This is a genomic window from Kosakonia sp. YIM B13571, from assembly GCF_042788095.1.
GTDB classification, from domain to species: domain Bacteria; phylum Pseudomonadota; class Gammaproteobacteria; order Enterobacterales; family Enterobacteriaceae; genus Kosakonia; species Kosakonia quasisacchari.
The window spans coordinates 1-24,667 of sequence record NZ_JBHZPL010000002.1 but is presented as its reverse complement, the minus strand read 5'-3'; the positions used below and the strand labels follow the sequence as shown (position 1 = coordinate 24,667).

The window sequence follows — 24,667 nt, the reverse complement described above, 5'->3', positions numbered from 1 at the left end:
GTCGACCGGGTAACTCACCCGGTCGACACAGTCAGAAGCAGCCCAGGACGGGCATTTTCCGCTTGCAGCGTCCAGCCGTGCGCCAGTGCAATTTCATGGCAAATCGCCAGCCCCAATCCCGCCCCGCTATCGCGTCGATGCGCGCCGCGCCAGAAGCGCGAAAACAGCAATGGCAACTCGGTTTCTGCCACGCCCGACCCGACATCGCGCACCGTAAACCCGTTTTCGCTAACGACTGTTTGCACTACCGTACCGGGCGGCGCGTGCTGGATGGCATTCTCAATCAGGTTTTTGAGCAGGGTGAATAATGCCCCGCGATCAGCGCGCCAGCGTAGCGGATCGTCTGCCGTTGATAAGGTCAACGACACCTGTGCGTCTGCGGCAATGCGCTGGAGAAACTGCACACTATCGTGGGCAACCGCCTGCACATCAACCTGAGCAAACTGGTAGCTAAGTGGTTCACTGGCCTCAGCCAGCAGTAATAACTGCTGAACCTGGCGCGCCAGATGTTCGACCTGCAACAAGAGCGGTTCGCGCGCATCGAGTTGTTGATCCATCAATTCTACTTCTGCGCGTATCAGCGTCAGCGGCGTTTTTAACTCATGCGCCGCCTTCGCCAGGAAATCCTGCTGATTGCGATACCCTTTCTCCAGCCGAGCCAGCACCTGGTTGAAGCTGTCGATGAGTGGGGAAATCTCTGTCGGCACACCGTGCGTTTGCAGGCGAGCATCCAGCGATCGCGGTGAGATAAGCGCCGCCTCCGTCGAAACATTACGCAGCGGTTTCAGGGAATATTTCAACGTCACCCACGCACACAGCCCAAACACCACCAGCAACACCAGGCTGAACAACTCAATACCGAAGCGGATAAACGGTAAGGCGAAACCGCGATGCAGAAAATCGATAATGCGCGAGCTGGCGGCCATCTGGATCCACCACGTTTTTCCAGCAAGAACATACGGTTCGGTCGCGCCATCGTAAATCATGCCGTTAAGCGTGAATTTAAACTCTCGTGATACTTGCGGTGTCAGCGTCGGCCAGTGCTGCGCGCCAGGTGACATCAGCACGACTCGCCCTTCGTCATCCAGCACGCGATAAGCCACATCATCGGTGATGCTTTGGTAGATCCACAGGGGATATTGGTCGCCGTTGTTGAACCCGGTCGGCTGTCCGCGCGAATCAAACTGTAATTCCTGAGCCAGTCTGTGGGTGTAGTCAGAAAGATCCATCCCCGGTAAGCGCTCTTTCACCACCCTGCCAGACAGCACCAGCAACGCGATACTCAGCAGCGCGCCAGCGATAAACGCCAGCAGGATCTTCAGCGCCAGGCTATTCAGCCAACGTTTTTTCCCGGATGGCATAGCCCAATCCTCTGAGGTTAACAATCTGCAAGCGCGAACCAATCGCCGCTAACTTGCGCCTTAACCGGTGCAGCGCGACGTCGAGCGCGTTCGGCGTCACCGCATCGCTTAAGCCCCATCCGGCGGCTTCCATCCGGCTGCGGCGCACGACGCCGCCCTGCTTTCCCACCAGCGCTAACATGATTTGCAGCTCGGCAGGTGCCAGCGCAATATGCTGTTCGCCGCACTGCATGATGCTGGCTTCCGGCGAGAGGGTTAAATCACCCCACGCCGGTTGCAGCGGCTGGCTTTGCGCCGGACGGCGCAACAAAGCACGTACACGCGCCACCAACTCCTCCATGGCAAACGGCTTGGCAAGATAGTCATCTGCACCGGCCTCCAGCCCTTCTACGCGATCGTGCAGCGCATCACGGGCGGTGAGGATCAAACAAGGGATCACAACCTGTGCCTGGCGCAGGCGATGCAACAACTGGAGACCGTCGCCATCGGGCAAGCCGCGATCAAGCACCAGCCCCTGGTAGGTGACCTGCGCTATTGCCGTCCAGGCCGCATCGCCGCGCCCAACGATATCCGCCGCGATCCCCGCCGCCGCCAGCCCTTTGGCAATCAGACGCGCCAGATGGTCGTGATCTTCAATCAGTAATATTCGGCTCATCAGAAATAGTACATATAACTCATAAAGATGCGATTTTCGTTAGTCCTGTCCACCAGCGGGCTGTCCTTAATTTCCGACGCCAGCAGCGTCATTTCCACATCAACCATCAGCGAGTGATGCTCATTGAACGCGTACAGGCTGCGTACGCCAATTTCGGTGTTAATAGCAGCATCCGCACGGTACGCAGGCCGCCATGGTCGTGCTTCACTGCTGCGCACACCGTAGTAGTAATCGACATAGCTGCTGTTATAACGGCTGGCGACCAGGCGCGGCGTCAGCGTAAATTGCTCGCTCAGATGCCAACTTTTTTCTGCGCCCAGGCGTAAACGCTGCCCGCTGCTATTGCCGGAAAGATCGTGCGTCCAGTCGGTAAACAGATTCACCACCGAATTTTGCCACTCGATGCCCGCCCCGCCCCAGAATCCCCCTTTGCGCTTGTCCATCCCTTTCAGGATATCGGCATCATCGGACGAATAGCCTGCGCCATCGTAACGGGCTATTAGACCGATATTGAGCTGTTGGGTTTCACTGAGTTGCAGCGCGGGCAATTTAACTTCAGCCGCCGTGCCTAAAAAGCGGAAATAACGGTTTTCATAGTGCAGTACGGGGATCGGAGTGTACTGACGGTCACTATCCTGGTAAGGCTTTTGCGTGCTAATGACGCCGACGCCGACGCCCCAAACCGGCGGTTCTTCGGCCTGGGCGGTAAAGACAACAGACACGAGACTTGCTGCGACAACACAACGTGGCACAACAACCATGATGATGCTCCTGTTAGCGGTGGAAACGCTATCATCAGGGTCATTGTCTTACGGGGAACTTACCGGAGATTTTCACGATAGTCACAAGCTGGCGCGTGGCGAACAGATCAGTAAAAAACGCGCTAAACCGCCATCCTCTTAGCTAAAAAAGGTGGCGGTGATGGTTAAAGCCCTTTCAGCAGCTTTTCGACATATTCCGGCACAACCTGGCTTGCCAGCCCGTAATGTTTCTCTTCGAACTCGCTGCCAACCTGGCTGGGCTCCAGGTTCAGCTCTACAGTGTGCGCGCCTTGCAGTTTCGCTTCATGCACAAACCCGGCAGCCGGATAGACATGTCCGGATGTACCAATCGCGATAAACACATCCGCCATTGCCAGCGCGCTGTAGATCTCGTCCATCCCCAGCGGCATTTCGCCAAACCACACCACATGCGGGCGCAACGGTGCCGGGAACTGACAGCAGTGGCATTTATCATCGTGAGTGACATCGCCCGTCCACGCCAGCACCTGCCCGCTTTGCGAGCAACGCACTTTCAGCAGTTCGCCGTGCATATGGATAATGTTTTTATTGCCCGCGTGCTCGTGCAGATTGTCGATGTTTTGCGTGATTAGCAAAAAGCGATCGCCCAGCGCCTGCTCCAGCTTCGCCAGCGCCAGATGCGCGGCATTCGGCACAATCTCTGGCAGTTGCAGTTGCCTGCGCCGATCGTTATAGAAGGTTTGCACCAGTTGCGGGTTACGGGCGAAACCTTCCGGCGTCGCGACATCTTCAACATGATGCTCTTCCCACAGCCCGTCTGCCGCGCGGAAGGTTCGAATACCGGATTCAGCGGAAATGCCCGCTCCCGTCAGAACAACGACTCTTGGTTTTTCCATTACGTCTGGCACCATTGTGTCTCTGAAAAAAACTCGCTGGCGTAAGCGCTCGCGCAAACGGCGTTTGTTGCGGCGAAAACGGCTGAGATGATGTGAACGTCGCGATTGCATAGCATCCTCTCAGATTAGTCAGTGAGATGAAGAAAGGCCGCGCCGCGCATCCCGCCTGCATCGCCGTGGCGCGCGCGTTCGATACGCGGAACATCGCCTGCCGGTAACAGATGCGGCGCAATGCGCGCGGGCAACAGCCGGGTCAGCGCGCTGAAATTCGATAAGCCGCCGCCAATCACCAGCAGATCCGGGTCGACGATGGTCAGAATATTGCCCAGACACACTGCCAGCAGATCCACATAACGTTCCACGTGCGCCAGCGCCTTCGCATCGCCCTGTTCCCAGCGCGTAATGATTTCCGGCGCTGACAAAGATTGATGATAGAAGTGTCTGTACAGCCACGCAAAACCGCGACCAGAGAGATAGTTTTCAATACAACCGATTTTTCCGCAGCCGCAGCGGGTAAGCGGGAAATCAAAGCCCATCAGCCCCAGCGCATCGACCGGCAAGCGGATATGGCCAAACTCACCGGTGATAAAGCGACGGCCAGGAACAGATTTACCATTGACCACCAGCCCACCGCCAACGCCAGTGCCGAGGATTAACCCCATCACCAGCGTATACTGGCGGAATTCGTCATCCCAGGCTTCGGAGAGCGTAAAGCAGTTGGCGTCGTTGTCGATACGCACATTGCGTTCAAGCAATGCAGTGAGGTCGGCGCGCAGCGGTTGACCGCTGGCGGCGGGAAGATTCGTGGCATACAACGTGCCGTCGGCGGTTTCCGGCATGCCGGGAATGCCGATGCCAACGCTGCCTTTCACACCAAAATGCGCATCCGCTTCGGCAACCAGTTCGGCAATGGCGCGCAGAAACGCTTCATAGCTCTCGTGCGGGGTAGCGACGCGCTTTTCCCACTGTAAGCGCCGGTTGGCGTCAAAGACGCCCAACGCGATTTTACTGCCGCCGATATCAAATCCGTAATTCATTGCCACTCCTTCGTTGTGGCCCGTTCCACGCGGAATTACTGCCCGCTCAGCACTCTTGCAGGATCAATATTGCTCGCCCGGCGCGCCGGATACCAACTTGCCAGCAGACTCAACGCCAGCGCAGTCACCAGCACATAGACAACATCCAGCGGGTGCAGCTCCGATGGCAGGAAATCGATAAAGTAGATATCTCCCGACAGGAACTGATGGCCTATCAGCTTTTCAAGCACGTTAATGATTGGCGTCAATTGCAACGACACGACAACGCCGATCACCACACCGCTGATGCTGCCAAGCAGGCCCGCCAGCAGACCGTACCAGACGAAAATGGCGCGAATAAGCCCATCTTTCGCCCCGAGAGTGCGCAGCACAGCAATGTCGCCACTCTTGTCTTTTACCGCCATGACCAGCGTCGAGACAATGTTAAAACAGGCCACGCCAATCACCAGTACCATCGCCAGATACATGATGGCGCGGATCATCTGAATGTCGCGGTACATGTAGCCATACTTACCGATCCAGCTTTTGATATAGACGTAGCTGTTGGTCACTTCACCGGCGTCGCGCACCAGTTTGTTGGCGTTAAACACATCATTCACTTTGATGTCGATACCGGTGACGCTGCCGCCCATATCCAAATATTGCTGCGCATCCTGCATCGGGATCATTGCATAGCTGTGATCAAGCTGGCCGCTCAGTTGCAGAATACCGGTTACATGCAAACGTACGCGCTTCGGTTGTAGCAGTTTATGCGCATCATCGGAGTTGGGGATCATGATGGAGACCCAATCGCCCTGCTTCACTTTCAGTGCATCAGCCACGCCTTTACCCAGAATGATCTGCTGCTCACCGGCACGGAAATTTTGCCAGGCGTCACCCTGTACAAATTTCGGCAAGGCGCTGAGCTGCGTTTCCTGCACCGGGTCAACGCCTTTCACCTGAATCGCACGCAGGTTCGCACCACTTTCCACCAGCCCGGTAAAATTAATATAGGGCGCAGCGGCGGCAATGCCCGGCACTTTTTTCACTTTTTCCAGCGCCGTATCCCAGTTAGTCCACGGCTGATTCACCGGTTCGATTTCACCGTGCGGTACTACCGCCAGAATGCGGTTGTTCAGCTCACGTTCGAAACCGTTCATCGCACTTAATCCGACAATCAGCACCGCTACGCCCAGCGCGATACCAACGGTGGAGATCACCGAAATCAGTGAGACCATGCCGCCACGGCGGCGGCCCCGGCTAAAACGCAGCGCAATCAGTAAAGAGAGGGGGGAAGCCATTACTCGGCCCCCATCAGGGTGACTTCAGAGTTCAGGCGGCCATCGCGCATTTCCAGTTGGCGGTTCATGCGCTTCGCCAGTTGTAGATCGTGCGTTACCACGAGAAACCCGGTGCCCTGCATTTTGTTCAGCTCGCCCAGCAGTTCGAAAATGCTGTCCGCGTTACGCGCATCCAGGTTCCCGGTTGGTTCATCCGCCAGCACCAGGCGCGGGTTGTTGACCAGCGCGCGGGCAATCGCCACACGCTGACGTTCGCCGCCGGAGAGCTCTGAAGGACGGTGGCTGGCGCGATGTTCAAGCCCAACCGCGTGTAGCATTTCCCGGGCACGCTCATTAATTTCTGCCGGTTTCTTTTTGCCAATCAGCAGCGGCATCGCCACGTTTTCCAGCGCGGTAAAGTCCGGCAACAGATGGTGAAACTGGTAGATAAAGCCTAACTCCCGGTTACGCAGTTCCGCTTTGGCGGTCGAGGAGAGTTTGCTCATCGGCTGGTCACGGAAAATCACATCGCCCGAGGTCGGGGTATCCAGCCCGCCCAACAGGTGCAACAGCGTACTTTTGCCGGAGCCGGAACTGCCGACAATCGCCATTAACTCCCCTTCCGCCATGCTAAAGCTGACATCGTGCAGTACGTCGGTTTGCACACTGCCTTCCTGATAGCGTTTGCACAGGTTGTCGCATTGCAACAGGATCTTATTCATAACGTAAAGCCTCAGCGGGTTGAGTGGCGGCGGCGCGCCAGGAAGGATAAAGCGTAGAGAGCAGCGCGATGGCCATCGCCACCAGCGCAATACCAATGACCTGCAGCGGCTCAATTGCCACCGGCAAGGCGGCACCATCAAGGAAGGCGCCGATAATGGGCATCAGGTTATTCAACTGGCTGGCGAGCAGCGCGCCCAGCCCGGCACCCAGCAACGCGCCAATAATCCCGGCGCTGGCCCCCTGTACCATAAACACCGCCATGATTTGACGTGGGGTTAAGCCCTGGGTTTGCAAAATCGCCACTTCGCCCTGTTTTTCCATCACCATCAGGCCGAGCGAGGTAATAATATTGAATGCCGCAACGGCAATGATCAGGCTCAACAACAGCCCCATCATATTTTTTTCCATCCGCACAGCCTGGAACAGCTCGCCTTTACGGTCGCGCCAGTCCTGCCATTTGGTACCTTCAGGCAGTTTCTGTTGGCTGAGCACATCGACTTTCAGCGGCTCGTTCAACCACAAACGCCAGCCGGTAATATTTCCTGCCGGGTAGCGCATCAGGCGCGAGGCGTCGTCAATATTGACCAGCATCTGGTATTCATCGACTTCGCTGTTCGCCGCAAACGTGCCGACCACGGTGAACAAGCGCTGGCTGGGCAAACGGCCCATCGGCGTAAACTGGCTGGCGGACGGCACCATCACGCGAATTTGATCGCCACGGTTCACACCCAATTGCCCGGCCAGTTGCTCACCGAGGATAATGTTGTATTTACCCGCTTGCAGGTCGCTTTGTTTGACATTGACCAGGTACGGTGTCAGCGGGTCGTTTTGCGCCGGATCGATGCCCATCATCACACCCACCGCAACGCTGCGCGCGCTCTGTAACACCACATCGCCTGTGGTGAGCGGCGCAATACGCGTTACGCCCTGCAATTTGACCTGACTTGCCGGGAGCTGTTCTGGATTCAATGAGCCATTTTGCGTGGTAAGGGTGGCCTGCGGCATCAGCCCCAGGATGTTGTTTTGCAGCTCGCGCTCAAAGCCATTCATCACCGATAACACCGTTACCAGCGCCATTACACCGAGGGTGATGCCAATGGTTGACAGCCAGGAGACAAAGCGGCCAAAGCGGTCCGCTGCGCGCCCGCGCATATAGCGCAGGCCTATGAAAAGAGTGACAGGCTGGTACATGAAATCCGTCTGGTTGCTGATAGCAGAGTGAGGAGTATATAAGCGAAAGCACAGAGCGTAAATGAGTGAAACGGTAAGTATTCGTCAGACATATACGGAAAAATTCCGTGAAATCAAACCAATAAACAACCATCGGCCAGTTTGCATTTCCGTTTGTTTGTACGGCTGTTGACCGTTAACTCCCCCTCACCTTAATCCGAAAATGAACAAATACAGACACTTCCCCAATACATCGCCCTCCAGCATGACCAGGATCAACGGCCAGAATTTTGGCAAAACAGGCAACAATGTTAATGAAACAGAAAGCATTATGGATTAATCAAATCAAGGGGTTATGTATTTGTCTGGTTGTGGTTTATCACTCAGTCATCACGTTTTACCCGCATCTTTCTACTTTCCAGCACCCGTGGTCGCAAACCCTTTCTAAGTGCTGGATTTACTTCAACCTTTACCTCGCGCCGTTTCGTATGCCGGTGTTCTTTTTTATCTCCGGCTATCTCATTCGCCGTTATATAGACGATGTACCGTGGAAAGATACGCTTGATAAGCGTATCTGGAGCATCGTCTATGTGCTGGCGCTGTGGGGCGTATTGCAATGGGCTGGTCTAAGCCAGATTAATGACTGGCTTGCGCCGCAGCGCGATCTGAGTAATGCCGCCAACGCGGCTTACGCGGAGAACTGGCGCGAGTTCCTTCAGGGCATGCTCACCGCCAGCACCAGCTTGTGGTATCTCTATGCGCTGGTGGTCTATTTCACGCTTTGTAAACTGCTTAGCAACTGGAAAGTGCCGGTATTAGCGCTGATGATCCTGGCAAGCCTGGCGATTAATTACCTGCCGCTGCCGTGGTGGGGGATGAATAGCGTGGTGCGCAATATGATTTTCTATTCGCTCGGCGCCTGGTATGGGGCAAGCGTAATGGAGTGGGTCAAAACCGTGTCGATCCGCCGTTACGGGTTGCTGTTCGCGCTGGCGGCCGTGGTGGCTTTCGGGTTGTGGATGTTCAATATGCCACTGCCGCTGTGCCTGCTTTCCATCGTGGGCATTATGCGTTTGTTCCAGATGCTGGAGCAGCGTTTTCCACCCAACGAAAAGAGCCTGCTGAACGTGGTCGGATCTAATACGTTGGCGATTTACACCACGCATCGCATTCTGATTGAGGCTATCAGCCTTGCGCTACTCAAACCGATGAACGCGGGCGCGTGGCCGCAAACAGTCGAACTGGCGCTGCTGTTAGTCTATCCGTTCGCCACGTTGCTGATTTGTACGCTGGCTGGGCTGATGGTGCGAAAATTGTCGTCGGCGCTGTTCGCCGATCTCTTTTTCACGCCGCCAACGAAACATCTCACGACGGTGCAAGCGCGTTAATCCTGCGCGTTGTATTGGCTAAAGCCGCCTAATCACAGATAATAATGGTATTGCGTATCAGGGATATGCCCCCATAACGGGGGCATATCCATAACGAGATCTTGATATCCCCATGCCTGAACAATACCGTTATTCCCTGCCTGTCAAAGCAGGCGACCAGCGCCAGTTTGGCGAACTGACAGGTGCTGCCTGCGCCACCGAAGTTGCGGAAATCATTGAGCGCCATCCTGGCCCGGTCGTGCTGATTGCGCCGGATATGCAAAACGCGCTGCGCTTGCAGGATGAGATTGGTCAATTTACCGATAACCTGGTGATGAACCTTGCCGACTGGGAAACGCTGCCATATGACAGCTTCTCGCCACATCAGGAAATTATCTCTTCCCGCTTGTCGACGTTATATCAACTGCCCTCCATGCAGCGCGGCGTGCTGATTGTTCCGGTGAATACGCTGATGCAGCGCGTTTGCCCGCACAGTTACCTGCATGGCCATGCGCTGGTGATGAAAAAGGGGCAACGCTTATCGCGCGATGAGCTGCGCAACCAGCTTGATAGCGCGGGTTATCGCCATGTTGATCAGGTAATGGAGCATGGGGAATACGCCACGCGCGGCGCGCTGCTCGATCTCTTTCCGATGGGCAGTGAGCAGCCCTTCCGTCTCGACTTTTTCGACGACGAAATCGACAGTTTGCGACTGTTCGACGCTGATACGCAGCGCACGCTGGAAGAAGTCGAGGCGATTAACTTGCTCCCCGCGCACGAATTCCCGACCGATAAAAATGCCATTGAGCTGTTCCGTAGCCAGTGGCGCGATAAATTTGAGGTCAAACGCGACGCAGAACATATCTATCAGCAAGTCAGCAAAGGTACGTTGCCTGCCGGGATCGAGTACTGGCAACCGCTGTTTTTCAGCGAGCCGCTGCCGCCGCTGTTCAGCTATTTCCCGGCAAATACGTTGCTGGTCAACACCGGTAATCTGGAAAACAGTGCCGAACGCTTCCAGCAGGAAACGCAGGCGCGTTTTGAGAACCGTGGCGTCGATCCGATGCGCCCTCTTCTGCCGCCGGAAATGCTGTGGCTTCGCGTTGATGAGTTCTACATCGAGTTGAAGAAATGGCCGCGGATCCAGTTGAAAACCGAACATCTGTCCGACAAAGCCGCGCATGTTAACCTGGGCTACCAGTCGTTACCGGATCTGGCGGTACAGGCGCAGCAGAAATCACCGCTCGATAACCTGCGTAAGTTTCTGGAATCGTTCGGCGGACCGGTGGTGTTTTCCGTCGAAAGTGAAGGCCGCCGCGAAGCGTTAATCGAACTGCTGGCGCGCATCAAAGTTGCGCCGAAGCGCATCATGCGTCTCGACGAAGCCGAAACGCCAGGCGCATATCTGATGATCGGCTCAGCAGAACACGGTTTTATCGATACCTTGCGCAGCCGGGCGCTGATTTGTGAAAGCGACTTGCTCGGTGAGCGCGTCGCCCGTCGCCGTCAGGACACGCGACGCACCATTAACCCGGATACCCTGATCCGCAACCTCGCCGAGCTGCATGACGGCCAGCCGGTGGTGCACCTGGAGCATGGCGTGGGACGTTATGCCGGAATGACCACGCTGGAAGCGGGCGGCATCAAAGGTGAATATCTGATGTTGACCTACGCGGGTGATGCCAAATTGTACGTGCCCGTTTCGTCGCTGCATTTAATCAGCCGCTACGCAGGCGGTGCGGAAGAGAACGCGCCGCTGCATAAATTGGGGAGCGATGCCTGGTCGCGCGCGCGGCAAAAAGCGGCGGAGAAAGTGCGCGATGTCGCCGCAGAGCTGCTGGATATTTACGCTCAGCGCGCAGCCAAAGCGGGCTTCGCCTTTAAACATGACAAAGAGCAGTATCAACTTTTCTGCGACAGTTTCCCGTTTGAAACAACGCCGGATCAGGCGCAGGCCATTAACGCAGTGCTCAGCGATATGTGCCAGCCGCTGGCAATGGACCGGCTGGTGTGCGGCGATGTCGGCTTCGGTAAAACCGAAGTCGCGATGCGCGCGGCGTTTCTTGCTGTTGAAAACAATAAGCAGGTGGCGGTGCTGGTACCCACCACCCTGCTCGCTCAGCAGCACTTCGATAATTTCCGCGATCGCTTCGCCAACTGGCCGGTGCGTATTGAAATGCTTTCGCGCTTTCGCAGCGCCAAAGAGCAAGCGCAGATCCTGGAGCAGGCCGCAGAAGGGAAAATCGATATTCTAATTGGCACTCACAAGCTGCTGCAAAGCGATGTCAAAATGAAGGATCTCGGTCTGTTAATTGTCGATGAAGAGCACCGTTTCGGTGTACGTCACAAAGAGCGTATTAAAGCGATGCGCGCCGATGTGGATATCCTGACGCTGACCGCCACACCGATCCCCCGTACGCTGAATATGGCGATGAGCGGTATGCGCGATCTGTCGATTATCGCAACCCCACCCGCGCGCCGTCTGGCGGTAAAAACCTTTGTACGCGAGTACGACAGCCTGGTGGTTCGCGAGGCGATGCTGCGTGAAATCTTGCGCGGTGGGCAGGTCTACTATCTCTACAACGATGTGGAAAATATCCAGAAAGCCGCAGGCAGGCTGGCGGAACTGGTGCCGGAAGCGCGCATCGCCATCGGGCACGGGCAGATGCGTGAACGCGAGCTGGAGCGGGTGATGAATGATTTCCACCATCAACGTTTCAATGTGTTGGTGTGCACCACCATTATTGAAACCGGGATCGACATTCCGACCGCCAATACCATCATTATTGAACGCGCCGATCACTTTGGCCTTGCCCAGCTACACCAGTTGCGCGGGCGCGTTGGACGTTCACACCACCAGGCCTATGCGTGGTTGCTGACGCCGCATCCTAAAGCCATGACCACCGATGCGCAAAAACGTCTGGAGGCCATCGCCTCACTGGAAGATTTAGGTGCGGGCTTTGCGCTGGCAACGCATGATCTGGAGATTCGCGGCGCGGGTGAACTGCTGGGCGAAGATCAGAGTGGGCAGATGGAAACCATCGGTTTCTCGCTCTATATGGAGCTGCTGGAAAACGCGGTCGATGCACTGAAAGCGGGCCGTGAACCATCACTGGAAGATCTCACCAGCCAGCAAACAGAAGTTGAATTACGTATGCCTTCGCTGTTGCCGGATGATTTTATTCCTGACGTCAATACGCGCTTGTCCTTCTATAAACGCATCGCTAGCGCCAAAGATGAGAACGCGCTGGAGGAGATTAAAGTCGAGCTGATTGACCGTTTCGGTTTGTTGCCAGATGCGGCGCGGAACCTGCTGGATATCGCCCGCTTGCGCCAGCAGGCGCAAAAACTGGGGATCCGCAAGCTCGAAGGCAATGAGAAAGGCGGCATGATTGAGTTCAACGAGAAAAACCATGTCAACCCGGCGTGGCTGATTGGCTTACTGCAGAAACAACCGCAACACTTCCGACTGGACGGCCCAACGCGATTGAAATTTATGCAAGACCTGAGTGAGCGCAAAGCGCGTATGGATTGGGTTCGTAACTTTATGCAGCAGCTCGGCGAAAACGCGGTAGCCTGATAAAAATGCTCCAGGCCGGGTCGCACGACCCGGCTCCTTTACTTCCCTCAACATTTACAAATATTTTGCAATATTCCAGGATTTCCCTACACGCAGACCTACCATAATTCCATCACACAGCTTTATAGCAATAACCTTATGATTTACATGGATTATGGTAATGATTAAAACGTCGCGTTTCCTTCACTGGCTCGCGCTGCTGGCCGCCGCTGCCACTGTCGCTCTTGCTCTACCTGCACAGGCTAATACCTGGCCTTTACCTCCTTCCGGCAGTCGCCTCGTTGGCGAGAACCGTTTTCATGTCGTGCAGAACGACGGCGGTTCACTGGAGGCGATTGCCAAAAAATACAATGTGGGTTTCCTTGCACTTTTGCAGGCCAACCCGGGTATTGACCCGTATGTCCCGCGCGCGGGCAGCGTACTGACCATTCCGCTGCAAACGCTGCTACCCGATGTGCCGCGCAAAGGCATTGTGATCAACCTCGCCGAGCTGCGCCTCTATTACTATCCGCCGGGTAAAAACGAAGTCACTGTTTACCCGATCGGCATTGGTCAACTGGGTGGCGATACGCTGACACCAACCATGGTCACAACGGTTTCTGATAAACGCGCGAACCCGACCTGGACACCCACCGCGAATATTCGTGCACGCTACAAAGCACAGGGAATTGATCTGCCAGCGGTGATGCCTGCCGGACCGGATAACCCAATGGGACACCATGCCATTCGCCTTGCCGCGTTTGGTGGCGTCTATTTACTGCATGGTACTAACGCAGATTTCGGTATCGGTATGCGCGTTAGCTCTGGCTGCATTCGCCTGCGTGACAAGGACATTTCTAACCTGTTTGCCCAGGTTTCCCCGGGTACGCCAGTGAATATCATCAATACGCCAATCAAAGCGTCAGTTGAGCCTGATGGTAGGCGGCTGGTTGAAGTGCATCAGCCGCTATCGAAATCGATTAACGATGATCCCAAAACGTTACCCATCGTGCTGAATGGCGCGATGCAAGCGTTTAAAGATGATGCGCGTAGTGATGCAGCAGTGATGAATCATGTGATGGAAGTGCGTTCCGGGATGCCGGTCGATATCTCCCGCCAGACTGAAAATGCGCCACAGGTGATGTAACTGCCCTACCGACGTAAAAAAGGCCCTGCGATAATTCGTGGGGCCTTTTTTATAGCTATAGCGTCGTGTTGCGCTTATTTGTAGAGAACAGCAGTACCGTGCAGGTTATCGGAGCCGGTCACAGAGGTGATGCGAAACGATTTAGCGCCCATCTGATCGGCTTTCTGTGCCAGTTGATCTTCAACAGATGCGAGGTTGGAATTTGCACGCACACCAACGGTCGCGACTTCTTGCTGGCCTGCCGGAGCAGATTGCACTTCAACGGCAGCGAAGCTGGCGAAAGAGAGAGCACTCAGTACAGCAGCGGTAAACAGCGCAGTGATATTTTTCATGATGTCTTTCCTGGATGCAGATGAAGGATGTCGTTAAACATTAAATTAACGATCGATATACAAATCGTAGATGTGATCTGCATCGTGCGTCAATGAATTTTTATAATGATCGTTAAATAAAATTAAATTCATTTAAAATTCATAAAGATATGATTTATCAATATGTGCTGATTTGCTGCTGGTTATCTGCCGTAATTATTTTTATAATGGTCATTCAACAAACTAACAAAGGTTAGGCGGCGATATGACCAGTGAAGTCAGCAGTTGCACCAAAAAAAGCCGTGGCCGACCGAAAGTGTTCGACAGGGAAGCGGCGCTCGACAAAGCCATGACGCTATTTTGGCAACATGGTTACGAAGCCACATCATTATCCGATCTCGTCGAAGCGACCGGCGCGAAAGCGCCGACGCTGTACGCCGAGTTCACCAATAAAGAGGGGCTGTTTCGCGCCGTCCTCGATCGTTACATCACCCGGTTCGCGCGTCAGCACGAAGCACAGTTGTTGTGCGAAGAAAAATCTGTGGAAAGTGCGCTGCGGGATTACTTCACCGCCGTGGCCAAGTGTTTTACCAGCACGGATACGCCCGCTGGGTGCTTTATGATCAACACTTCGGCGACGCTGGCGGCATCGTCACAGGCGATTGCGAACACCATAAAATCGCGACACGCGCAGCAGGAAGAGACGCTACGTCAGTTCCTCACAGCTCGCCAGCTACGCGGTGAAATTCCACAAGCAGTTGACACGCTCGCATTAGCGCAGTTTTTAGGATGTATTTTGCAGGGTATGTCCATCAGCGCGCGTGAAGGCGCGAGTTGTGAAAAACTTCTGCAAATTATTCAAACCACCCTGCGGCTGTGGCCGGATTTGATCAAAGCCTGAAAAAAAATGAGACGGGAAACCGTCTCATCTCGCCTCTGTGATAGAGATATCACATTTCAATAATAGGTAAAACCTATCAGCATTTCCCCCTGCTTTGCTATTCTTAATTGTCATTATTGCGCGGCTAATGATTAGTGCGGGTGATACAAATAATGAGCATCATGATGATGCAACTGCGTACTTACTTTCCTTTGCTCTCACCCTAAGTGCTGTATTGAACGACTTTCGAGGATAAAGGGTATTTACCTGTGCTTAACACATGCAGAAGGAAAATGGAGATGATTTTGCTATTACCATTCATTAAAGTGTTAATAGTAATAACATTATTATTTGGTCTGTGGGTTTTGTTGGGTGGTTCAGTACTGTTTGCGTTTATCTCAATTGTGATAACAGGCCTGCTGCTGGTTCGCCAACATGACTTTATTTAATTGATTAAAGCCTTGCAGAAATGTGAGGCTTTTTTAATGAAAAAAGGCTCCTCAGCCTGAGCGATGAGGAGCCAACATGCAGAGTACTTCTGTTTTACGCTTTGTTATTCAAAACAAGCTGACCGTTGCCATCCAGCGGAATTTGCGTACCGGGATCTTTATCCATGCGGATTTTTCCTTGCTGGTCACCAATTTTATACGTCACGTCATAGCCAAGCATTTTTTCGCTTTTGTCATACACGGTGCTGCAACGTTGCTGAGTGGTGGTGTAGGTATCCCTTTCTTGCATCCCACCCTGAATCTGATTACCCGCATAACCACCACCTAATGCGCCGACCACAGTAGCAACATCTTTACCGCGACCGCCACCAAGCTGGTGTCCCAGTACGCCCCCCGCTACTGCGCCAAGAACAGAACCGGTAATACGGTTTTCATCTTGTACGGGGCGACGATGCGTCATTGTCACATTTCGACACTCCTGACGTGGCGTTTTAACCGTTTCCTTGATTGGCGTCGCAGAAACCACTTGCGCGTACTGAGGACCACGCTCAAACACGTTCAGGCTGGCAACTGCGGCAACGCCCAGTGCAGCGGCCACGCCAATACCGATACCCGCTAACATTGATTTATTCATCAGGATTCTCTCCCTGGTTGCTATTGGTAACAATTTTGCAACTTCGCAAGCAAGGAAGCCAATCAGAAAGAGCGTAAAAAGAGGGATAGTAGGTATGAAAATAGCGACATTCAGAGTTATCCGAGCGGTTTAACGCCACCGACAGGGGGATATGCTGCTCCCTGGGCAGATAAAGCCGCAGGGAGCAGAACAGCGTTAGTGCAATTTGAGGCGCGGGCGAATCACCCGGTTAATACTGCCGACCAGCATCATCAAGCCAGTTTTGAAATAGCCATGTAGCGCGACCTGGTGCATACGGTACAGCGAGATATACACGAAGCGCGCAATGCGGCCTTCAACCATCATCGAACCACGCATCAAGTTGCCCATCAGGCTACCCACAGTCGAGAAATTCGACAGTGAAACCAGCGAGCCATGATCTTTATAGACGTAAGATTTCAGCGGCTTACCTTTGACCTGCGCAAGAATGTTATGCAGAGCGAGGCTTGCCATTTGGTGAGCTGCCTGCGCACGCGGCGGTACAAAACCGCCTTCCGGTCGCGCACAAGAAGCGCAATCACCAATGGCGTAAATATCCGCATCGCGGGTGGTTTGCAATGTTGGCTCGACCACCAGTTGGTTAATACGGTTGGTTTCCAGCCCGCCAATCTCTTTCATAAAGTCCGGCGCTTTAATACCCGCCGCCCACACCATCAGATCGGCGTTGATGTATTCGCCCTCTTTCGTGTGCAGACCGCCTTCATCGGCGCTGGTCACCATCGTTTGGGTCAACACGCGCACGCCCATTTTGGTCAACTCGTTATGCGCAGCACCAGAAATCCGTGGTGGCAGCGCCGGCAGAATACGTTCGCCGGCTTCAACCAACGTCACATTCAGCGCTTCGTTTGTCAGGCCTTTGTAACCATAACTGTGCAGCTGTTTCACCGCATTGTGCAGCTCCGCAGAGAGTTCGACACCGGTTGCCCCGCCACCGACAATAGCAATGTTGACTTTGCCGCTAGCACCAAGGTTCGCCGAATATTTCAGGAACAGATTAAGCATCTCCTGGTGGAAACGGCGCGCCTGGTGTGGGTTGTCGAGGAAAATACAGTGCTCTTTCACACCCGGGGTGTTGAAGTCGTTCGAGGTACTGCCGAGCGCCATCACCAGCGTGTCATAGGCCAGTTTACGCTCCGGTACCAGTAAATCGCCCTTCTCATCACGCAGTTCAGCAAGCGTAATGGTTTTGCTTTCGCGATTAATATCGACGACAGAACCGAGCTGGAACTGGAAATGGTGATTACGCGCGTGCGCCAGGTAGCTCAGCGCATCGACGCCTTCATCCAGCGAACCGGTTGCCACTTCGTGCAGTAACGGTTTCCACAAGTGGCTATGGTTACGATCAACAAGCGTGATTTTCGCTTTTTTGCCGCGGCCAAGCTTTTTACCTAACTGCGTCGCCAGTTCCAGACCACCAGCACCACCGCCTACAATCACAATTTTCTTTAATGGTGTAGTCAACGTGACCCCCTAAAATATTAACCAATTGTTAATTAAAAGTTATAAAAATAGCCTTTATTTAACAACAGGTTACGTGCCTGCAACCTGACATTGACGTCGAGAATAACACGAACGGTTCAATGGTCATACCAAAATTGATGTGCATCAAGTTTTGATGCTTAAAAGATGAGCAAGTGTAGTCAATAGACAAAACAATGCCCGGCGAAACGCAAAGATAAAAATAACACCGGCAGGTTAGATAACCTGCCGGAAGGGGGGATTAACCGAGGGTTTTAAAGGCTTTAATACGCTGGAGATGCGGTGAGATGTTCTTGAATTTATGAGACTGTTCTTCGTCCCAGACAATTTCGTAGTAGTGGTGCAACTCCTCGGCTGAACGCTGGCTATTCAGTGCCTCATCCTGGCGCGAGAGGATCACCAGGCAGCGATCGCGGTTTTTCTCACGAAAGTTGGAAACGCATTTGGTTGCAATATCCTGATACTCTTCCGGGCGGTCAATTTTCCCTTCCATATTCTCATAAGGGAACAGGTTAGGATTAAGGATCACTTGACGGATATCGCACAAGAAACCGATGCGTTCGGCCCAGTAACCACCAAGGCCAACACCGCAAATCAGCGGACGCTCATCAATATTAAGCTGCAACATTTTATCCACTTCTTTCAGCAGATGCTGCATGTCATGCTTCGGGTGACGCGTGCTGTAACTGATCAGACGCACATCCGGATCAATAAATTGCAGTTGCAACACTTTTTCATGGTTGCCGGGGCTGTTTGAGTCAAAACCATGTAAATAGATAATCATTGTATCCTCACCACTTCGACATCGCGTCCGCAGGAATTAACGAGCTTCTTTGTGCTCCTGCCAGCGCATATGCAACTGTTCCAGCTCTTTATGGGCAGCCTTCCAGCGCGCTGAACTCATCAACTCCTGACGAGAATATGAACCTTTATGATACAAATGTGTAACACGTTGTGCATTGATCGGCGACAGGTTATCTAACACGCTTACTGCACCTTTACGATTATTACAGACCAGGACCATATCGCAACCGGCGTCCAGAGATACCTGGCCACGTTCAGCGTAACTTCCCATGATAGCCGCGCCTTCCATTGACAAATCATCCGAAAAAATCACGCCGTTAAAACCCAATTCACCGCGCAATACGGTTTTCAGCCAATACGGCGAACCGCTGGCCGGACGCGGATCCGCATCGGTATAGATCACGTGCGCGGGCATAATCGCATCGAGTTTGTTTTGCTCAATGAGGCTGCGAAATATCGTCATATCATGCGCGCGGATCTCGCCTTGTGGTCGCGGGTCGCGTGGCGTTTCTTTATGGGAATCGGCCGTGACCGCTCCGTGTCCAGGAAAGTGTTTACCGGTGGTTTTCATCCCAGCGCTGTGCATTCCGTCGATAAAACGCGTTGCCATAGCCAGTGCTTTCGACGGGTCTTCATGATACGAACGCTCGCCAATCGCCGCGCTGATATGCCCAACATCCAGCACCGGGGCAAAACTGATGTCGATATCCATCGCGATCATTTCGCTGGCCATTAGCCAACCCGCCTCCTGCGCCAGGCGACCGCCTTCCTCCAGCCCACGCAAAGCAGCAAAAGATTGTGCGGCGGGCAAGCGGGTAAAGCCATCGCGAAAGCGCTGCACACGCCCGCCCTCCTGATCGACCGCCACCACCAAACGATGATGCGAAGCACTGCGGATCTGGCGCACCAGTTCACGTAATTGCTCGGGATCGTGATAATTACGGGTAAAGAGGATCAGGCCGCCAACCAGCGGGTGCGCCAGAATCTCGCGTTCTTCCGCATCCAGTTCGTACCCTTCCACATCCAACATCACTGGGCCCACATTTTCCTCTCTTATTCTTTTGTCACTAACTGACGCCATGTTTCATTCGCCAGCGTAATAAATTGTTGATCGCCCGTTTGCTGCCAGCGGCACTCATACCAGCCAGCCATTAGCATCAATACCCACGGACGCCAGCGCCTGACCTGGCGCCACAGTTGAGCGGGATTGATGGCAGACTGTTGCGCATAGCGATTCACCAGTTCCTGCCGTTGCGCTTCGTTTTGCGTCCATATTGCTGACAATTCCAGCGCAATATCGCCATCGCCCGCGTATTCCCAGTCGATCAGACGCAAACCCGAATCACTCTGCACCAGGTTTCCAGCGTGGACATCCATATGTAACGGAGCCAGTCGTAGCGGCACAGGCTCTTTTTGCTGACGCAGCTGTTTTAACTGCCGCAGCCAGAATGGCGTACGCCGCGAGCGTGCACTCTGCTGCCAATAACCTTCAAGCAGCGGCAATAATGTTATCCGCCAGCCAAATAGAGACTGTCGGTGTAAATCATACAGTAACGGCACCAGTTCCCCCGCCTGCGGCAGCTCGGCGCAGACCTCACCGGGTAGATAATCGACCGCCATCCACCCGCCGGTAAATAAGCGCGGACGCGGCGTAATAGACGCTGGCAAACGACGGAGTAAACGATACTGGCGCAGAAAAGGCGATGATGTCGCACTGTGCCTTTTTCGCAGCGCCAGCGTATGCCGCCCATCGCTAATAAGACAACTCCCGCCGCTGAGCCCGCTATTCTGGCTGGCGACGGGAGTATAGGTCGGAAAATAGCGTGACAACACCTCGTCACGCGTCTGTTTATTGTTGCTGAACCGCACCTTTACCCGACCAGATAATTTCGCCGGTTTGTACCAGCATTAATTGCATTTGCAGCGCCGGTGCGTTGACATTCCCGGTAGCGTTGGAGTAGAGCACATACTGCGCCCCGACGTTACGGGCAATACCGATGGCTTTACTGCGCGTACCGAGGCTGTCTTGTGGAGAAAGCCCCAGTTGCTGCTTCGCTACCGCCAGTTGCTGCTCGGTAACAAGCGTAAACTTACCGTTATTGGCTAACGCGTTGCGCACGACACCCGTCGGTTCAGCCGTGTTGATGGAACCGTTGGTTCGATTATTTACGCTGTCCACTAACAGCACACTGCCTGCGTTAGCGCCGCTGGCCTGCAGCATTTTGCCAACCATCGGCTGAACGGCACTGTTCCAGTCAAAATGACGTTCACGCGGCGCGGGTTGTCCCGTCTGATCCTGGTGCTCAATCGGGCCCGGTTGCTGCTGCGGGAGCGTCGGGACAGAAGGCACCGACGGTACCGGTTGTTGCGGCTGCACCGGCGTGGGCTGCTGCGGTGCGCCTGCCCCACCCGCCTGATCAACCGGTGCAGGTTGCTGATCGCTAATACAGCCCGCAAGCAGCACGGCCAGGGTTGTCAGTAGCGCGTAGCGTCCAATAGTTTTAATCAAGAGTCCCCCCTTACAGGTAAAGATAAAGTCTGACGCTGTGCGCACCCAAATAGTTGGCGCTACCATACAGCGTCACGCCCGAATTCCCCGGAATCGTGACGGTTCGCGGCGCTTCCAGCGGGTGCATTTCCAGACCTCTGGCGTCATACCAGAAAAAACGATAATGCACGGTAACGGGCTGCTGTCTTTCATTAAACAACTGTGAAGACGCGGAAGGCTGGAGTTCCTGCGTACTTAACGTCGGCGGCTGCGCAATAATCCCGGACGCCAGAATGCTCGATTCCATCACTAACGTCTGGTCGTCGGCGACCGGGATCGTTGGACGTGAATTGCACCCCGCCAGCATTAGCGCTGTCAGCCATAACGCGACACGCCCGTTCGTCATATCAAAGACCTTTATGAGCCAGCATCGGCCCCAGTGCGCGCCCGCCGAGCAAGTGCATATGAATATGATAAACCTCCTGCCCGCCATGACGATTACAGTTCATGATCAAACGGTAACCGTCTTCAGCAATCCCCTCATCACGGGCGATTTTCGCCGCAACAGTCACCATGCGACCCAGCGCCTGCTCGTGCGCTTCGGTCACGTCGTTCACGGTTGGAATCAGGATGTTTGGCACAATCAGGACATGTGTTGGAGCCTGCGGAGAGATGTCGCGAAAAGCGGTAACCAGTTCGTCCTGGTAAACAATATCCGAGGGAATTTCGCGGCGAATGATTTTACTGAAAATGGTTTCTTCGGCCATGACGTTTTCCTTTTATGTACGCGGAGCCAGCCCGCAGCCGTCGTCAATTACGTGCCCTAGAGTATGATCGAGATTCTCTTGTTGTTTCAACCAAAACGCTGTTTTTCTTTCACCTTTCCGTCTTTCCTGGCGTGCAAACCGCTCGCGTTTAAGCCGCATAGCGGTGAAATGGCATTTCAATAATCAATATTACATCCGTTTACATTCATTCAGTGAATGCGTATATTTCGCATTCGCGTTTTCATAAAAATTATTACCAGACGAATTACAAAACCCGCCTGACGCGACAACGTATCGCGGCAAGGCTTTCCCTCTAACGCACCATTAAGGGTTTATTCATGTTTTTCACTCATCACGCCAGGGGCGAAGCGCGTCCGTTAACTGCCACACCGTCGCTGCTTGCCGCCTGCATTGCCATGGCTTTAGTCCCCTCTGTTGCGTTTGCGACAGATACCGCCGCCGCATCTGAAGAGACGGTTGTGGTTGATGGTGCGGCATTGAGCACCGCTGACAGCCAGGCGCAAGACTACAGCGTGAAAACCACCACCACAGGCACCAAGCTGTTACTGGTTCCGCGCGACATCCCGCAATCAGTAAGTGTGGTCAGCCAGCAGCGTATGCAGGATCAGCAGTTAAATACGATCGAACAAGTGCTGGATAATACGATTGGCGTCAGCGCATCGCGCATTGATACTCACCGCACGAACTTCTTCGCGCGTGGCTTTTTCGTCAGTAACTTTGCTTATGAAGATATGCCAACATTCCTTGATAACCGCTGGAACTTTGGTGATACCGCAGGCGACACGGCCATTTACGATAAGATTGAAGTGGTGCGTGGCGCGGCCGGTCTGATGAGTGGGACAGGTAATCCCTCAGCTTACGTCAATATGGTACGTAAACATGCCGACAGCAAAGAGTTCAAAGGAACGGCTACCGCAACTTATGGCAGTTGGGACAACCAGCGCTATGTCCTGGATCTGCAAGCACCGCTGACCGAATCCGGCAACGTGCGCGGCCGGGTCATCACGGGTTACCAGGATAAAGATTCATGGGTTGAACGTAACCACTACCGCAAAAAATTTATTACTGGCGTAGTGGATGCGGATATCACCGACTCCACCACCCTTTCTCTCGGTTACGACTATCAGGAAAGCGAAGAAGACAGTCCGACCTGGGGCGGCTTCCCATCGCTGTATAGTGACGGCAGCCGCACGCATTTCCGCCGTGGTTTCAATACGGCGGCTGACTGGGCTTACTCAAATGTCGATTCTTCAAAAATTTTCGCCAACCTGACCCAACGTTTTGACAACGGCTGGGAGGCGAAAGTTAACGCCATGCATGCGGAAACAAACTTCGACAGCAAGCTGATGTATATCGACGGTTACCCGGATAAAACCACCGGTCTGTATGATGCCTCGCAGTGGCAAGGCGCATGGGGCGGCTGGAACCGTGGCGAGCGCAAACAAGACTCCATTGATGCGTTTGTTCGCGGTGGTTACGATTTATTTGGTCGCCAGCACGAAGTGATGTTCGGCGGTAGCTACAGCCGCCAGCGCAACAATTATGACAACGCATATCCGGTCAATGACAATTCCGGCCTGATGGATGTCGGCAACATTCATAAATATAACGGTAACACGCTGGCCGACCCGAGCTGGTCTGACTGGGCGCTCTACCAGCGCGATGTGATCCGCCAGAAATCACTCTATGCGGCAACCCGTATCTCTTTAGCCGATCCGCTGCACCTGATCCTCGGCGCGCGTTATACCGAATGGAGCGCAAAATATAATCTGGAACGTAAGCCGGATGAAATCCGTAACAGCAAGTCCGATGACGTTACGCCCTACGCTGGTCTGATTTATGACATTGATGACACCTGGTCGGTGTACGGCAGCTACACCTCTATTTTCGAACCGTCCAGCCAGCGTGATATCAACAGTGAATTTCTTGAACCTACCACCGGTAAAAGCTACGAAGCCGGGATCAAGGGTGACTGGTACAACACTCGTCTGACGGCGACCCTGGCGGTGTTCCGTACCGAGCAGGATCACGTTGCGGTATCGACAGGCGAGTACATTCCGAATTCCGGCGGCCAGACAGCATATAAATCCGTCAATGGCACCGTAAGCAAAGGCGTTGAGTTTGAGTTGAATGGTGCCCTCACTGACAACTTACAGCTCACCTTTGGTGCCAGCCGTTTTATGGCTGAAGATGGCGACGGTGTGGCCGTTAACCCAGAACAAGCGCGGACCACGATGAAATTGTTCACACGTTATCAATTGCCGATGTTACCGGAACTCTCCATTGGTGGTGGTGCGCGCTGGCAGAATAAAACCTGGCAGGAGATCAAAGGCCCGAGCAGTGACATGCGCATTACACAGAGCGGTTATACCGTGGTTGATCTCTTCACTCGCTACCAGGCAACCAAAAACTTCGCCATCCAGGCCAACCTGAACAATGTGTTCGATAAAGAGTATTACGACTATCTGGGCACTTACGGTGTGTACGGTGCGCCGCGTAACGTCTCCGTGAGCGCCAGCTACAGCTTCTAGGGGTTAAAGCCGAGCGCCAGAAAAGCCCCTCGAATGGACTGCACCCCAAAAGTTGGACACCCAACTGAGTAAGGTGCAGTTTTTTATGGCAAAACCAAAATATTCCCTCGAAACCAGATTAGCTGTAGTTAATCACTACCTCGCCGGAAAAGATGGAACACACCGTACCGCTGAACGTTTTGGTGTTGAAAGAACATCAGTGCGACGCTGGGTAAGAGCCTGGCAACTCCACGGTCTTGATGGTATTACCTGGAAAAATGACCGCCATTCTCTGGCGTTCCGGATGACTGTTGTCCGGACTGCTCTCGATGAAGAACTTTCAATGCGTGAGGCTGCTGCACGGTTTAATA

General features: G+C 53.9%; 23 protein-coding genes. 6 read left to right on the top strand and 17 right to left on the bottom strand.

Annotation, left to right across the window (positions count from 1 at the left end; all coding sequences use genetic code 11):
- Positions 1-14: 14 nt before the first annotated feature.
- The 8 genes from ACFX4O_RS05230 to lolC all read right to left on the bottom strand — a co-directional run bounded on the left by ACFX4O_RS05230 (position 15) and on the right by lolC (position 7,862).
- Positions 15-1,361, bottom strand: coding sequence for an ATP-binding protein (locus ACFX4O_RS05230; RefSeq protein ID WP_380207655.1), 1,347 nt, complete (start codon positions 1,359-1,361; stop codon positions 15-17).
- Entirely contained in the window at positions 1,330-2,016 is a 687-nt protein-coding gene (locus tag ACFX4O_RS05225; RefSeq protein WP_380207654.1) for a response regulator transcription factor, read from the bottom strand. Before ACFX4O_RS05225 ends, ACFX4O_RS05230 begins: the two co-directional genes overlap by 32 nt.
- Positions 2,016-2,777: a MipA/OmpV family protein gene (locus tag ACFX4O_RS05220; RefSeq protein WP_380207653.1), complete on the bottom strand. Its 762-nt coding sequence runs from the start codon at positions 2,775-2,777 to the stop codon at positions 2,016-2,018. Before ACFX4O_RS05220 ends, ACFX4O_RS05225 begins: the two co-directional genes overlap by 1 nt.
- Positions 2,778-2,941: 164 nt before the next feature.
- Positions 2,942-3,763, bottom strand: coding sequence for a Sir2 family NAD+-dependent deacetylase (gene cobB, locus ACFX4O_RS05215; RefSeq protein ID WP_380207652.1), 822 nt, complete (start codon positions 3,761-3,763; stop codon positions 2,942-2,944).
- Between the two features lie 14 nt (positions 3,764-3,777).
- On the bottom strand, positions 3,778-4,689 hold the full coding sequence (gene nagK / locus ACFX4O_RS05210; RefSeq protein ID WP_380207651.1) for an N-acetylglucosamine kinase: 912 nt from the start codon (positions 4,687-4,689) through the stop codon (positions 3,778-3,780).
- A 35-nt stretch (positions 4,690-4,724) separates the two neighbouring features.
- Positions 4,725-5,969: a lipoprotein-releasing ABC transporter permease subunit LolE gene (lolE, locus tag ACFX4O_RS05205; RefSeq protein ID WP_380207650.1), complete on the bottom strand. Its 1,245-nt coding sequence runs from the start codon at positions 5,967-5,969 to the stop codon at positions 4,725-4,727.
- Positions 5,969-6,670: a lipoprotein-releasing ABC transporter ATP-binding protein LolD gene (lolD, locus tag ACFX4O_RS05200; protein ID WP_380207649.1), complete on the bottom strand. Its 702-nt coding sequence runs from the start codon at positions 6,668-6,670 to the stop codon at positions 5,969-5,971. The genes lolE and lolD overlap by 1 nt, the downstream gene beginning before the upstream one ends.
- A complete protein-coding gene (gene lolC, locus ACFX4O_RS05195; RefSeq protein ID WP_380207648.1) occupies positions 6,663-7,862 on the bottom strand; it encodes a lipoprotein-releasing ABC transporter permease subunit LolC in 1,200 nt (399 codons plus the stop codon). The genes lolD and lolC overlap by 8 nt, the downstream gene beginning before the upstream one ends.
- Positions 7,863-8,155: 293 nt before the next feature.
- On the opposite strand from lolC, the gene ACFX4O_RS05190 reads away from it, so the two are divergent.
- From ACFX4O_RS05190 to ACFX4O_RS05180, 3 genes are all read left to right on the top strand, one after another.
- The gene (locus ACFX4O_RS05190) at positions 8,156-9,229 is read left to right on the top strand and encodes an acyltransferase family protein (protein WP_380207647.1); all 1,074 of its coding nucleotides are present in this window, start codon (positions 8,156-8,158) and stop codon (positions 9,227-9,229) included.
- A 112-nt stretch (positions 9,230-9,341) separates the two neighbouring features.
- Positions 9,342-12,788 carry a transcription-repair coupling factor gene (mfd, locus tag ACFX4O_RS05185; RefSeq protein WP_380207646.1) on the top strand — a complete coding sequence of 1,149 codons (3,447 nt, stop codon included), beginning with the start codon at positions 9,342-9,344 and terminating at the stop codon, positions 12,786-12,788.
- A 160-nt stretch (positions 12,789-12,948) separates the two neighbouring features.
- On the top strand, positions 12,949-13,914 hold the full coding sequence (locus ACFX4O_RS05180) for a L,D-transpeptidase family protein (protein WP_131411807.1): 966 nt from the start codon (positions 12,949-12,951) through the stop codon (positions 13,912-13,914).
- 74 nt (positions 13,915-13,988) lie between these two features.
- Here the strand turns inward: ACFX4O_RS05180 and ACFX4O_RS05175 are convergent, their stop codons facing one another.
- Entirely contained in the window at positions 13,989-14,246 is a 258-nt protein-coding gene (locus ACFX4O_RS05175) for a DUF1471 domain-containing protein (protein WP_380207645.1), read from the bottom strand.
- Positions 14,247-14,490: 244 nt separating this feature from the next.
- On the opposite strand from ACFX4O_RS05175, the gene ACFX4O_RS05170 reads away from it, so the two are divergent.
- Positions 14,491-15,126: a TetR/AcrR family transcriptional regulator gene (locus tag ACFX4O_RS05170; RefSeq protein WP_065368728.1), complete on the top strand. Its 636-nt coding sequence runs from the start codon at positions 14,491-14,493 to the stop codon at positions 15,124-15,126.
- 522 nt (positions 15,127-15,648) lie between these two features.
- Here ACFX4O_RS05170 and ACFX4O_RS05165 read toward each other — a convergent pair.
- From ACFX4O_RS05165 to hinT, 8 genes are all read right to left on the bottom strand, one after another.
- Positions 15,649-16,188: a glycine zipper 2TM domain-containing protein gene (locus ACFX4O_RS05165; protein ID WP_380207644.1), complete on the bottom strand. Its 540-nt coding sequence runs from the start codon at positions 16,186-16,188 to the stop codon at positions 15,649-15,651.
- A 195-nt stretch (positions 16,189-16,383) separates the two neighbouring features.
- Complete coding sequence (locus tag ACFX4O_RS05160; RefSeq protein ID WP_131411801.1) at positions 16,384-17,688, bottom strand: NAD(P)/FAD-dependent oxidoreductase; 1,305 nt, start codon at positions 17,686-17,688, stop codon at positions 16,384-16,386.
- A gap of 259 nt (positions 17,689-17,947) precedes the next feature.
- Entirely contained in the window at positions 17,948-18,490 is a 543-nt protein-coding gene (gene ycfP, locus ACFX4O_RS05155; RefSeq protein ID WP_131411799.1) for an alpha/beta hydrolase YcfP, read from the bottom strand.
- Between the two features lie 36 nt (positions 18,491-18,526).
- On the bottom strand, positions 18,527-19,552 hold the full coding sequence (gene nagZ, locus ACFX4O_RS05150) for a beta-N-acetylhexosaminidase (protein ID WP_380207643.1): 1,026 nt from the start codon (positions 19,550-19,552) through the stop codon (positions 18,527-18,529).
- An 11-nt stretch (positions 19,553-19,563) separates the two neighbouring features.
- On the bottom strand, positions 19,564-20,379 hold the full coding sequence (gene thiK / locus ACFX4O_RS05145; RefSeq protein WP_380207642.1) for a thiamine kinase: 816 nt from the start codon (positions 20,377-20,379) through the stop codon (positions 19,564-19,566).
- Positions 20,360-21,019, bottom strand: coding sequence for a penicillin-binding protein activator LpoB (lpoB, locus tag ACFX4O_RS05140; protein ID WP_131411793.1), 660 nt, complete (start codon positions 21,017-21,019; stop codon positions 20,360-20,362). Before lpoB ends, thiK begins: the two co-directional genes overlap by 20 nt.
- Positions 21,020-21,029: 10 nt before the next feature.
- The gene (locus ACFX4O_RS05135) at positions 21,030-21,404 is read right to left on the bottom strand and encodes a YcfL family protein (RefSeq protein ID WP_380207641.1); all 375 of its coding nucleotides are present in this window, start codon (positions 21,402-21,404) and stop codon (positions 21,030-21,032) included.
- A gap of 1 nt (position 21,405) precedes the next feature.
- Complete coding sequence (gene hinT / locus ACFX4O_RS05130) at positions 21,406-21,765, bottom strand: purine nucleoside phosphoramidase (RefSeq protein ID WP_020457459.1); 360 nt, start codon at positions 21,763-21,765, stop codon at positions 21,406-21,408.
- Between the two features lie 338 nt (positions 21,766-22,103).
- Here hinT and fhuE point away from each other — a divergent pair, with 338 nt between their 5' ends.
- On the top strand, positions 22,104-24,317 hold the full coding sequence (fhuE, locus tag ACFX4O_RS05125) for a ferric-rhodotorulic acid/ferric-coprogen receptor FhuE (protein WP_380207640.1): 2,214 nt from the start codon (positions 22,104-22,106) through the stop codon (positions 24,315-24,317).
- Positions 24,318-24,402: 85 nt separating this feature from the next.
- Positions 24,403-24,667 (top strand): helix-turn-helix domain-containing protein (locus tag ACFX4O_RS05120; protein WP_380207639.1); only part of this gene is annotated, 265 nt, incomplete at its 3' end.